Genomic DNA, 12709 nt, shown 5'->3' with positions numbered 1-12709 from the left:
GGATGATACCATTCATCCCATATATTATTTATGAAATTCCAGGGATTATCATGAAAAAAGATACAGATCTGATCAAAAGCCTTAGCCCCAGCGCCATGGATCAGATCATGCTTTATTTGGCTTTTAGCGCCATGAGAACCAGTGGGCATAGACATGGGGCTTTTTTAGATGCGGCGGCAACTGCGGCCAAATGTGCTATCTATACAACTTATATGGAGCAGGGTGAAAACCTCCGCATGACTGGACACCTACATCATATTGAACCCAAACGGGTGAAAGTGATTGTTGAGGAAGTGCGGGAAGCCCTGACGGAAGGGAAGCTCTTAAAAATGTTGGGTTCTACGGAACCCCGTTATCTGATTCAGTTTCCCTATGTGTGGTTAGAACAGTACCCCTGGCAACCGGGAAAAGCCAGAGTCCCCGGCACGAGCTTAACTCAAGATGAAAAACGGGTAATTGAAAGTCGTTTACCCAAGTATTTACCCGACGCTCAATTGATCAATTCTTTTCAGTTTATGGAATTGATCGAGTTTCTTCACAGACGTTCCCAAGAAGACATCGAACCTAGTAGACGGATGCCATTAAGTGAAGCCTTAACAGAACATATTAAACGGCGCTTGATCTACTCTGGCACGGTGACGAAAATAGATTCTCCTTGGGGGATGCCTTTCTATGCTCTGACCCGGGCTTCCTATTCTCCCGAAGATCAGGAAGAACGGACCTATATTATGGTGGAAGATACGGCGAGGTATTTCCGTTTAATGAAGGACTGGGCGGAACGTCAGCCCAAGGTAATGCGGGTTTTGGAAGAATTGGATATTCCGAGCGATCGCATTGAGTCGGCTTTAGAAGAGTTAGATGAGATTATTCGCCAGTGGGCCGATCGCTATCATGAGATCGGAGGTGAACCCATGGTCCTGCAAATGGTCTTTGGACCCCAGGAGACCGATTAACCCCCCTTTGGTAATCTCTCTGGAAAATAGCCGTTTTTTATGGCTCGCCACAGGGTAGGATGTAACGATGTGAAAGCTATGGCAGAATCGACCATCCATGACCCAGGACCAGATAGCCGAACAGCTTCTGGAGTTGGCGGCAAAAGCCGGAGCCGAAGTGGCGGAGGTATTCCGAGCTAGGTCCCAAGCTCGCCCCCTCTTTTTTGAAGCTAACCGACTCAAACAAATCGAACGCATTGAATCAGAGGGAATTGTTCTGCGATTGTGGCGCGATGGCCGCCCCGGATTGGCTGTCGCCCACGGTGCAGTACCCCCTCAAAAATTAGTGGAGCGAGCGATCGCCCTATCAGCCCTTAATGACCCCGAAACTATTACCATAGCCGATGATACTTCCCGAAATCACTATCCGGCGATCGGAAATTCTATGGAAGTAGAACAGCTTATGGCTTGGGGAAAAGAGACTATTGGCTGCATTCGAGATATCCACCCAGATATTATCTGTTCGGGAGAATGGGATTGTGAAGTAGAATCAACCCGCCTGATTAATTCCAGAGGTCTTGATTGTAGCCACACCGATACAACCCTCAGCGCTTATTTAGAAACCGAATGGGTGCGCGACAGTGATTTTCTCTACATTTCCGACGGTCAGACTCAACGGGGTAGCCTTGAACCACAGTTATTGAGCCAACGCATTCTTCAACGGCTGGAATGGGCTAGGGAAAACGCATCCCCCTTGGTTGGGCGTGTCCCCATTTTATTTACCGCTAAAGCGGCAGATATGTTATGGGGTACAGTTTCCGCCGCCCTCAATGGTAAACAAGTCCTAGAAGGGTCTTCTCCGTGGAGCGATCGCCTCGGAACTCAAGTTGTGTCTACCTCCCTTACCCTCTCTCAGAAACCCGCCCTAGGGCCGTTTAGCTGCCCCTTTGATGATGAGGGAATCCCCACTCGCCCCATTGTCTTTATTCAAGATGGCATACTCAAGCTATTTTATACTGATTTAACCACTGGGCGCACCCTCGGTAGTGGCACCACAGGGAACGGGTTTCGAGCTGATTTAAATAGTTATCCCATCCCCGGATTATTCAATTTGTTAATTGAACCGGGACGCGACTCTATGCAAGACTTAATTAAACAGCTAGACCACGGTCTAATTATTGATCAGATGTTAGGATCTGGTGCCGGAATTACTGGGGAATTTTCCGTTAATGTCGATCTGGGATATCGCATTGAAAATGGTCAGGTTGTCGGTCGGGTTAAAAATACCATGGTTTCCGGAAATGTCTACACCGCCTTAAAACAAGTGGTTAGTGTGGGAGGAGATGGTAACTGGAATGGTTCCATTTATACTCCATCTCTGATTGTCGAAGGGTTATCTGTTACCGCCAGAAGTTAATCATCAACATTTGATTAACGCCAATTTTTCTCGGCTTGGTCTAAGACATAGGCGGCGACCTGTTGAATTTCCGAGACACTCAGACGGTCAGAATAAGCCGACATATTGCTTTTACCATTAGCCACAATTTCTGCGATCGCCTCTATTGAGTCGTAGCCATTCCGTTGGAGAGCCCGCTGTTTCAGATTTTTACCCCGCCTAATAATGTTACCACCACCAGCATGACAGCCCACACAGTGGACGCTAAAAATTTCCCCCCCCTTCTCAATATTCAGATTATCTGCGATCGCCTTTGGTGTCCAACAACCCCACAATAAACTAACACTCAGCAGTAAAATAGTTAACAGATTTCTCATGATCATCAATTTTTGTTAATCGCTTTCTCGTATTCCTGAGACTTACTTAGACTCGGTTGTAGGTATATTATAAGCCGGAATGGTAATCCTAAACTCTGTACCTTGACCAGGTTCTGAACAACAGTTGATTTTACCTTGGTGTTTTTCTACCACAATTTGATAGCTGATAGACAAACCTAAACCTGTACCTAATCCTACCGGTTTAGTCGTAAAGAAAGGGTCAAAGATATGAGATTGAATATTTGACGGGATTCCCGGACCGTTATCAGCTATGGAAATTTGCAAGCAATTTTTACCATTATCGATATCAGGAATTAAAGCAGTGCTAATCATGATTTGGGGTGAAAAATTATCCTCTGGATGTTCTTTAATATGAGATTCCATAGCATCTATCGCATTACTTAGCATATTCATAAACACCTGATTAAGTAATCCCGCATAGCATTCTACAGGCGGAATATCACCATAATTTTTCACGATTTCAATGGTGGGATGATGAGGTCTAGGCTTCAGACGATGTTGCAGAATTAACAGAGTGCTATCAATACCCTCGTGAATATCAACTGATTTGCGATCGGCTTGCTCAAGACGGGAAAAATTCCGCAGTGATAACACCAGTTGGCGAATTCTTTGGGATCCTATCTGCATTGATGCCAGAATTTTCGGTAAGTCTTCCTGAAGAAAATCTAATTCGATTTCCGTTTCATAGCTTTCAATCTCCGGGTGTCTTTCGGGATAGTATTGATGGTAAAGGAGGATGAGTTTAAGTAAACTATCGCTATACTCGTTCACATAGCTTAAATTCCCAAAAATAAAGTTAATCGGATTATTAATTTCGTGAGCGACTCCAGCCACCAACTGACCCAGACCTGACATTTTTTCCGTTTGAATAAGTTGGCTTTGGGTACGTTTCAGTTCATCCAGAGTCTTTTCTAACTGTTCCGTTTTCGCTTGTTCATTATCTAAAGACCTTTTGAGTTCAATAGTCCGCTGCTGTACCTGTTTTTCTAGGGTACTGTTTAATTCTTGAACCTCTCGATACAGCATATATTGTTGAATAGCCATGGAAAAATGTTTCCCTAATGCTTGACCTAACCTGATTTCATCCGCTGTCCAAGGTTGGGCTTGACCTTGTTTTAACTCCCGCCACACTTCAAATGATTGTCTGGGCATCATTTGTTTTAAACTAGGATCAAAACGTCCCGCCCAGATGGTTTCTGTGTCAATTTCATTACGAAAAATAGTTAGACATCCCAGGTTATTATGGCGGTATTGAATCGGAAATACTAACAAACCCCGAATGGCCGTAGCTTGAAAAGCTGGGGTAAAAATTCGCAGTTCTGATTCTCTATATAAATCTGTAATCGCCCAAATATTCCCCCTACAACTATCAAGCGATCGCCTACCACTGTTAGACTTAAACCCCTCTCTGAGCCACTTTTGCCAGAGGGGATGTTCTTCCATGATTGATTTGGTTTCCCATGAAGGCATCGTTGGCTGTTCACCACAATAAAACACCTCCGGGGTCTTTTCAGGATGAGATTGGATATATAGTCGCCCTCCTGAACCTTGGAAGTCCTCCACAGTCGCCTCTAAAGCCGCTTGTAACTGAATCGTCGGTTGTTCATGTAGGAGAGAAGCTACCTTATTAATGGCAGCTTCTAACATCGCCTGTTTACGGGTTTTAGCCAGCATATCAGCTTGACCAATGGCTATGGTCATCTGATCGACAACTAATTGCAAAATCTGCAATTCTAATGGGGAAGTTTCCCGGGGCTCAGAGTGGTGAGAAACCAATAACCCCCACAATTGATTTGATGAGGTTGAAAACTGACCAGATCGGGATTTATCATGGTTTTGCCCCGAGTACAGAATCGGTACAACTACCGAAGACTGCACTCCCATCGCCGTCAGATAACTGATATGACAAGGATCTACAGATCTCGATTTGATTTCTGTCGTCGGTAGCGGTTCCCCCGTTTCTGGAGAGTCTAGGGGACTTATACTTATGGTTCCAGAGTTCACATTAACTATGGTTCGCTGCCGAAGTTTTACATAGCGATCGCGTGCTTCTTGGGGAATATCATCCGCCGGAAAATGCAACCCTAGCAAAGAAGGAAGGCGATCGTCATAAATCGACTCCGCCACCACTTCACCACTCGCATCTTGATCAAATCTATAGATCATAATCCGGTCTGTTCCTAAAAATGAACGGACTTCCGCCACTGTGGCTTTCAGAATTTCTGGAAGTTCTAGTGATTGCCGAATCCTACTAATGATTCGACGTAGCAAAACTTGATGATCAAGTTGAGATTTAAGGTCTTGTGCAGTGTCCACAGTGTACATAAGTTTCCTGATTGGGGAGGCAGTTTCCAGAATCCCGTTGAGATTCTCTCTATTTAACTACAATGCTAAATTAGGTTTTACTATTTTTCACAGATATTTAGTCTGCTTTGGTGATTTAAAATTGCTGCTCTTTTCAGAACATTGGTGGCTACTACGATATGTCGATTGTAGTTATTCTAACAAAACAATGAGAGATTCCCATCCAATACCTGGCCAGGGAACTTCATTATTTCACCTTAATCTCAATCATCCACAATCGATAACTCTATGATTAGGGTTATGTTAAGTATTGTAACAAATTGTTAAGTTTTGTTGCGGAAAATTTTTTTGCTGGGGGGTGCTTGTCTTTTTGGTCGGCTTCTGGTATACTTTTAGATAATGGGAATAGTGACAATTTTGTTATTTGTGGCTAAATTTTCATTATTTAACTGTACATCAATATACTACCATTAGTTCCCGGTGCTTGTCAACCCTTAGGGCGGGGGGCGGCGAAAAATTTTTTTTTTGAAAATAAGCCCCCTGGGAGAGACTTGTGGGGGTTTAGCACAACCCCTAAATCAACAAAACTGATTCCGGGTGAAAATCAGAAAGGACTCAATTTCTTGATAGCGCGACCAGCCACATCACCATAGCGAAGGTCGCCAGAGAGGATTTTAGTCATCAACTCAGTAGCAGCAGGAACTTTAACCGCCGCCTTGTAACCAATACCAGGGAAACTGTAGAAGACACCAGCCAACCGTGAAGCCCAAACCATATCTACGCCCCATTCGGTTCGGATAATTTGGGTATATTTTTCGAGTGCGCTTTGGTCACCACCGATCGCCATATCGATCGCCTCTGCGGCTTTGATACCGGTCAAAATAGCGGGGCGGATACCTTCCCCAGAGAGGGGGTCAACAATACTAGCAGCCTCTCCGGCGATGAGAGCATTTTGACTATGAAGGGTGCGATCGCCATCCCAAAGTCGCAAAGGATGTTCAACAATAGGGGAATTAGGATTTAGCCCCAAGGCTTTCAGGTATTGGCTCAAATCTTGGCTCAAATTTTTAGGTTCTTTTCCCCGGAAAGTAGTAGTGCTAACCGTGTAACCATCAGCCTTGGGAAACCCCCACAGACTGCCATTTTTCACCATACCAAATTCAAAAGTTGGCACATCTGATAATTGAGTAGCTTCCGTGACCATAGCCAGTCGGGGATTAGACTGTTTGAGGCGTAACCATGAAGCCACAGGGCCTTTTGCGCCATCTGCTGCAATCAGATATCGACCTGTGAGGGTTTCACCATTAGCAGTAGTTAATTGCCAACTGTCGCCTTTAAACTCAATAGCAGTAACTTCCGTATTAGGTTGGAAACTAGCGCCTTGATCTTGAGCCTGCTGGATAAGGAAAGCATCAAACACATCTCGGCGGACCATCCACATAGGTTTTGATATAGCAGTTTCGGCGGGGTCAGCCAGTTTGAAAGTGTAACGGATTTTATCAACAGTAGTGGATATGGCGGGAGTAAAATCAAAATCCAACCAGGCGGCGATCGCCGGAGAAACCCCACCACCACAGGGTTTATTTCGCGGCCAGGAGTTTTTTTCGACCACCAGAGGATTGCGCCCGCGTTTAGCGAGATGATAAGCCGCCGCCCCACCAGCGGGACCAGCTCCAACAATGATACAGTCAAACATAAATTTCCGTGATTAACCTTTGTTTACATCAAGGGGGGGTTGCGGGTGGTTTTGGGGGATGAACCCCCAAGAGAATACATCAGACGGTCATAATATCCTTTTCTTTGGCTTCGAGTAGTTCATCGACCTTGGCTGTGTATTTATCGGTGAGTTTTTGAATTTTGTCTTGAATATCGCGGGATTCATCCTCGGAGATATCCCCGTTTTTTTCTTGTTTGCGAACGGAGTCGATCGCATCTCGGCGGATATTACGAACTGAGACCCGGCCTTCTTCGGCATATTTTCCGGCAAGTTTGACAAATTCTTGGCGGCGTGCTTCCGTCAGCGGCGGAATATTCAGACGTACAACTGAGCCATCGTTATTAGGTGTCAGTCCCACGTCTGACATAGAAATAGCTTTCTCAATGTTGTTAAGAGAATTGCGATCGAAAGGTTGAATAGTAATAGTCGAAGCATCAGGAGTGCTGATACTTGCCAAAGATTTAAGAGGAGTCGGACTCCCGTAGTATTCTACGGTAATCCGGTCTAATAGGGAAGCATTAGCCCGTCCGGTTCGAATCGTATTAAAAGATCGCCCCGTAGATTCTAAGGCTTTTTTCATCAGGTTTTCAACATCAGCTAACTTCACAAGAACCTCCGACATAAGTTCCAACAGTTTCACCGACCACAGCCCGGCCAATATTGCCACGCTCAGTCAGGTTAAATACAATAATAGGAAGATTATTTTCTTTGCACAGGGCGATCGCCGTACTATCCATCACCCGTAGGTCATGGGTCAGCACATAGCCATAGGTAAGAGTATTATAGCGACGAGCATCAGGATTAACTGCCGGGTCACAATCATAAATTCCATCTACCTTAGTGGCTTTAAAAATCACCTCTGCGTCAATTTCCGCCGCCCGCAGTGCGGCTGTGGTGTCCGTGGTAAAAAACGGATTACCCGAACCCGCCCCAAAAATCACCACCCGGTTTAGTTCCAAATGGCGAATAGCTTTGCGGCGGATGTAGGGTTCAGCCACTTCCTGCATAGCGATCGCCGTTTGTACACGAGTCGGCACACCTATTTGTTCTAGGGCATCTTGTAAGGTGATCGCATTCATCACTGTAGCAATCATACCCACATAGTCTGCGGTTGCCCTATCCATTCCCGCAGAAGCCGCTTTCATTCCTCGGAAGATATTACCGCCGCCCACCACAATGGCTACCTGCACCCCTTTATTGACCACATCAGCAACTTCCTGGGCGATTTCCTGAACCACAATCGGGTCTATGCCATATCCCAGGCTACCCATAAGGGCTTCACCGCTGAGTTTCAGTAAGATCCGTTTATATTTTGTCCCCATTTAGATCCCCTATTGACAATGGCTATATCCCATCTACGGATTACGCAGATATAAGGTTCGGTCCCAATTCAAGATACCAGAAAGCTGTTATTAATCTCAGGTTTTTTGTGAGAGGGAACCATCATCTTCGCCATTGAATCGGACTACCAATAGGGGGGGTAGTTTCCGGGGCGATCGCTTCTCTAGCCAATAATTGAGATACTGCATTTTTGAGATAGTTGATAGTTACCGCTTCCGGGGATTCTGGGTTATCGTCGAGACCCCCTCGGTAGCGCAAAATTCCCTGGTTATCCAGCACAAAGGCTTCCGGGGTAGTTTCCGTGCCAAAACAGTGAGCCACGTCCTGGGTCACATCCCGAATATATGGAAAATTCAGATCATGTTCTTGGGCAAAGATTTTCATCTGCTCAAAGCTGTCAGACGGCGATTGTAATGGGTCATTAGCATTAATCCCCACTATAGTCGCTCCCACCGTTTGCAAATAGGTTTGCAGTGCCTTCATTCTCCCCAAATAAGATTGAACGTAGGGGCAGGAATTTGACATAAAGATAACGATGACAGCCTGAAACCTTTGCAGATAGCGGGCTAGGTGGTGAACTTCGTCATCCACCCCAGGTAATTCAAAGTCAGGAGCATAGCTGTTAATCAGAGTACCTTTCATAATCTTCCTCCGAGAAACCCCATCCCCTCGTGGGTGGGTCGGGACAGGAGTGGCAATTTAGCGAGGTTAAATACCCCCGAAATTGCCCATTCAATAGCCATAAGCGTAGCCATCCTTTTTGTATAGCTGTACAGTATTTGTGGCTGATGCCTTGCACCAGCCCCTCGCAGTGGTCACATTGAAGCTACCACTGGAGCGAATCCCCACAGAACCCAAATAGGTTCGGATCTTTTTACCTGCACCCGCCACTGTCTTGACCATATCACCAGTCTGAAACCCTTGCACGAACTTGAATCCCGTGCCATTGAACTTGCTTTGGCTCCCACTGCTTGTCTTCCGCGTGCGTCACGTAAAACTCCTGGGAGGGTTGGAAGCTCCGTGATTTATCGCGGAGAGGAAAACCGACTCAAGCGGCTGACCGCCGCCAGCACCCCCTTGCGGGGTGGAGGGGTATGGTTGCCCCTCCATGGAGCTATGGTTGGCTCCGACTCCCTTGCGGGGTAATGTTTGCGCTTGCGCTAACGCGCACGCTGCGCGAACGCTAATGTTCAGAGTCGGTACTTTCCCAATCGCACTGTCTTAACCCCTTAGGACTGTTTAACGATTTGGTTCTAGTGCCTGGAACTAGCACGCATTCCAGGGTAGGAACTTTAACTCTTGCTCGCTCACGTAGCCAGTTAAGGCTTAAGCTGGTCAGCTACCTGAAAGCGGGGGGCAGGAAGCCCCCGTGCTTCAGCCGGGGGTGCTGACTGAATCCAACCTTTGGCTAATGCCTGATACCCTACCAGTTTATAGACCAGTTTGGCGGCGGTAAATTCAGAAACTACCGAATCCACAACAGGTGCTAATTCCATTACATCACAGCCAATCACTTCCTGGGATATAAATAACTGTCGCAGAAAGGCAATTAAATCATACCAGGAAAGTCCTCCGGGTTCTGGTGTGCCTACTCCGGGTATGATGCTGGGGTCGATACCGTCTAGGTCTATGGTCAGAAATACTCGCTTTGTAGGTATACTGGCGATCGCTTTTTGTATCCAATCAGACCCCCTGGCAATTTCGCGACCCCAAATTACCTTCATTTCCTGATCCCGAATTAGATCGGCTTCGGCTTTACAGATACTACGAATCCCTATTTGTACGGTCGGTAAACCCATCTCCACCACCCTACGCATCACACAAGCATGATTGTAGATAGACCCTTCGTATTCGTGGCGTAGGTCACCGTGAGCATCGATTTGGACTACTGTAAATGGTTCCGTTGAGCTTTGGCGGTAGGCTTCCACTACTCCCGCCGTGATGCCATGTTCCCCCCCCAGCGCAATCACAAACTTACCTTGATCAGCTAGAGATTTTACCGTCTCTGTGGTCACGCGCAGCATTTCCTCCAGTGACACCGACTGGCTCTCGCGGGTATCGGCAATGGCTTCATGGGTGTAAATTCCCACGATTAAGCCGATTTCCGCTTCCAGTTCATCATCATAGCATTCCAGTTGTTGGGAGGCTTCTAAGATGGCTCCCGGCCCGTTTTCGCACCCTTTGCGATAAGTGGTGGTGGCTTCAAAGGGAATTGGTAAAATGGCTACTTTGTCGGTTTTCTGGTTCGGGACAATTTCTGAGCCTAAAAAGTCCACAACTGATTTGGCTGTAATGGTTGATTGCATATTTTGGGTTTACTTGAGATTTTTGGGGCTCTCGGTACTATATAAATAATTGTGCCACGAATTTTGAATGTTCCACTAAAAATCAACACCTCAACTATCATGACCACCAACGCAGAATGGGGACCTGACCCTAACCTAACCTATCCTTTACCTGGTTATCGGCGGTTGTGCTTTCTCAAGAATATTATCAAAAATCCCAATATTATTGTGGGAGATTACACCTACTATGATGATTTGGACCATCCCGAAAACTTTGAGAAAAATGTGCGCTATCACTTTGACTTTATCGGGGATAAATTAATTATTGGCAAATTTTGTGCGATCGCCAGTGATGTAGAATTTATTATGAATGGCGCTAACCATTGTTTAGATAATTTTACCACCTATCCTTTTGAAATCTTCGGTCATGGTTGGCAAAAAGTCCAGCCTGATTCCGAATACAGTCGAGGAGATACCATTATTGCAAATGATGTTTGGATAGGCTACAAAGCTACTATTATGCCCGGCATTAAAGTCGAAAATGGGGCAATAATAGCGGCTCATTCTGTAGTCACTAAGAATGTAGAACCCTATACGATTGTCGGTGGCAATCCCGCCAAAATCATTCGTAAACGCTTCCCAGATGAAGTAATAGAACAATTACAAAAATTGTCCTGGTGGGATGGGGAAGCCGCAAAAATTACCGCCCATCTTGAGGTTTTAGCGAGTGGAAATATAGACAAATTGCGAGAATTGTCCTCAGATGGTCTTGTCTGATGTACCCTTTCTGGTTAACAATGATTGTGAAAATGATTGTGAATAGAATCGCACCAGGAGAGTGATTGTGAGCCAAGGTTTTGATTATGATTTGGTAATTATTGGCGCGGGTGTGGGAGGACATGGGGCGGCTATCCACGCCGTCAACTGCGGCTTAAAGACCGCAATTGTGGAAGCCGACCTAATGGGGGGAACCTGTGTTAACCGTGGCTGTATCCCCTCTAAAGCCTTATTAGCGGCTTCTGGAAGGGTGCGGGAACTTCGTAACGCCCACCATTTGCAGTCCCTGGGAATTCAGGTGGGGGCGGTTAATTTCGATCGCCAAACTATTGCTAACCACGCCGAAAATATTGTTACTAAACTGCGATCGGATTTAACTAATAGCCTTAAACGCCTGAAAGTCGATACATTTCATGGCTGGGGTAAGGTGGCTGGACCCCAAAAAGTGGCGATCGCTACTGGGGACGGTGAACAAATTATCACCGCTAAGGATATCATTCTCGCCCCCGGTTCTGTCCCCTTTGTACCCCCAGGTATTGAAATTGACCATCAAACCGTTTTTACCAGTGATGATGCTTTGAAATTGTCATCACTACCACAATGGATTGCTATTGTGGGGAGTGGCTATATTGGTTTGGAATTTGCCGATATTTATACGGCTTTGGGCTGTGAAGTTACCATGATTGAAGCCCTCGATAATTTGATGCCTACTTTTGACCCCGATATTGCTAAATTGGCTGAACGGGTCCTTCTGTCATCCCGCGATGTCGAAACTTTCTCTGGTAAATTAGCCCTGAAAGTGACTCCCGGTTCTCCGGTGTTAATTGAACTCGCTGACGCGAAAACTAAACAGGTCGAACAGGTTTTGGAAGTTGATGCTTGTTTGGTGGCTACTGGTCGCATTCCTGTTAGTAAAAATATGGGATTGGAAACTGTCGGGGTGGAAACTCAAAGGGGATTTATTCCCGTTGACAATTATTTGGGGGCCCTCTCCGGGACGAAACGAGTACCACATCTATGGGCGATTGGTGATGTTACTGGTAAAATGATGTTAGCCCATGCTGCATCAGCCCAAGGAGTCGCAGTAGTGGAAACTATCTGTGGACGCGATCGCCAAGTCGATTATCTCAGTATTCCGGCTGCTGCTTTTACTCACCCAGAAATTAGTTATGTGGGTATGACTGAACCCGCCGCTAAAGAGTTGGGTAAATCTCAAGGCTTTGAGGTGGCTACTGTCAAAAGCTATTTTAAGGGTAATTCTAAGGCGATCGCTGAGGTCGATACTGAGGGAGTTGCTAAGGTTATTTACCGCCAAGATACCGGGGAACTCCTGGGAGTTCATATCTTTGGCCTCCATGCTTCCGATTTGATTCAAGAGGCTGCTAATGCGATCGCTCTCCGTCAATCTGTCAATACCTTAACCTTTTTAGTCCACACTCACCCGACTTTATCAGAAGTTCTTGATGAAGCCTACAAGCGGGCTGCTACTATTGGATAATCCATAATCCTGTAGGGTGCGTCATTATTGACACACCCTACCTAGCACTATCAGATGTCAT

At 46.0% G+C, this 12709-nt stretch carries 12 protein-coding genes; 5 read left to right on the top strand and 7 right to left on the bottom strand.

The annotated features are described in order from the left end of the window. The first annotated feature begins 50 nt into the window (after positions 1–50). Together hetR and XZ46_RS14310 are read left to right on the top strand one after the other, a co-directional pair. The gene (gene hetR, locus XZ46_RS14315; RefSeq protein WP_008051392.1) at positions 51–953 is read left to right on the top strand and encodes a heterocyst differentiation master regulator HetR; all 903 of its coding nucleotides are present in this window, start codon (positions 51–53) and stop codon (positions 951–953) included. 97 nt (positions 954–1050) lie between these two features. Continuing rightward, on the top strand, positions 1051–2349 hold the full coding sequence (locus tag XZ46_RS14310; protein ID WP_008051391.1) for a TldD/PmbA family protein: 1299 nt from the start codon (positions 1051–1053) through the stop codon (positions 2347–2349). A 14-nt stretch (positions 2350–2363) separates the two neighbouring features. Here the strand turns inward: XZ46_RS14310 and XZ46_RS14305 are convergent, their stop codons facing one another. The 6 genes from XZ46_RS14305 to XZ46_RS14280 all read right to left on the bottom strand — a co-directional run bounded on the left by XZ46_RS14305 (position 2364) and on the right by XZ46_RS14280 (position 8730). Beyond that, on the bottom strand, positions 2364–2711 hold the full coding sequence (locus tag XZ46_RS14305; RefSeq protein ID WP_006625205.1) for a c-type cytochrome: 348 nt from the start codon (positions 2709–2711) through the stop codon (positions 2364–2366). Between the two features lie 36 nt (positions 2712–2747). Next, a complete protein-coding gene (locus XZ46_RS14300) occupies positions 2748–5051 on the bottom strand; it encodes a GAF domain-containing sensor histidine kinase (protein WP_008051387.1) in 2304 nt (767 codons plus the stop codon). Between the two features lie 583 nt (positions 5052–5634). Then, the gene (locus XZ46_RS14295; RefSeq protein ID WP_008051385.1) at positions 5635–6726 is read right to left on the bottom strand and encodes a geranylgeranyl reductase family protein; all 1092 of its coding nucleotides are present in this window, start codon (positions 6724–6726) and stop codon (positions 5635–5637) included. A 79-nt stretch (positions 6727–6805) separates the two neighbouring features. Then, a complete protein-coding gene (gene frr, locus XZ46_RS14290; protein ID WP_035759499.1) occupies positions 6806–7354 on the bottom strand; it encodes a ribosome recycling factor in 549 nt (182 codons plus the stop codon). Further along, positions 7341–8069, bottom strand: a complete 729-nt coding sequence (gene pyrH / locus XZ46_RS14285) for a UMP kinase (RefSeq protein ID WP_006670118.1) — start codon at positions 8067–8069, stop codon at positions 7341–7343. The genes frr and pyrH overlap by 14 nt, the downstream gene beginning before the upstream one ends. Before the next feature lie 121 nt (positions 8070–8190). Then, entirely contained in the window at positions 8191–8730 is a 540-nt protein-coding gene (locus XZ46_RS14280; protein WP_008051381.1) for a thioredoxin family protein, read from the bottom strand. Between the two features lie 315 nt (positions 8731–9045). Between XZ46_RS14280 and XZ46_RS36745 the strand changes: the two genes are divergently transcribed. Next, positions 9046–9234, top strand: a complete 189-nt coding sequence (locus XZ46_RS36745; RefSeq protein WP_071829415.1) for a hypothetical protein — start codon at positions 9046–9048, stop codon at positions 9232–9234. 173 nt (positions 9235–9407) lie between these two features. On the opposite strand, the gene speB is transcribed toward XZ46_RS36745, so the two are convergent. Then, entirely contained in the window at positions 9408–10394 is a 987-nt protein-coding gene (gene speB, locus XZ46_RS14270; protein ID WP_008051375.1) for an agmatinase, read from the bottom strand. 99 nt (positions 10395–10493) lie between these two features. On the opposite strand from speB, the gene XZ46_RS14265 reads away from it, so the two are divergent. Together XZ46_RS14265 and lpdA are read left to right on the top strand one after the other, a co-directional pair. Then, complete coding sequence (locus tag XZ46_RS14265) at positions 10494–11150, top strand: CatB-related O-acetyltransferase (RefSeq protein WP_008051374.1); 657 nt, start codon at positions 10494–10496, stop codon at positions 11148–11150. Positions 11151–11217: 67 nt separating this feature from the next. Beyond that, positions 11218–12648 carry a dihydrolipoyl dehydrogenase gene (gene lpdA, locus XZ46_RS14260; RefSeq protein ID WP_048895100.1) on the top strand — a complete coding sequence of 477 codons (1431 nt, stop codon included), beginning with the start codon at positions 11218–11220 and terminating at the stop codon, positions 12646–12648. Positions 12649–12709: the final 61 nt, after the last annotated feature.

This window comes from Limnospira indica PCC 8005 (assembly GCF_000973065.1).
GTDB lineage: Bacteria > Cyanobacteriota > Cyanobacteriia > Cyanobacteriales > Microcoleaceae > Limnospira > Limnospira fusiformis.
Note: the sequence above shows the minus strand (reverse complement) of the source record. Positions and strands in the feature narration are given on the sequence as shown.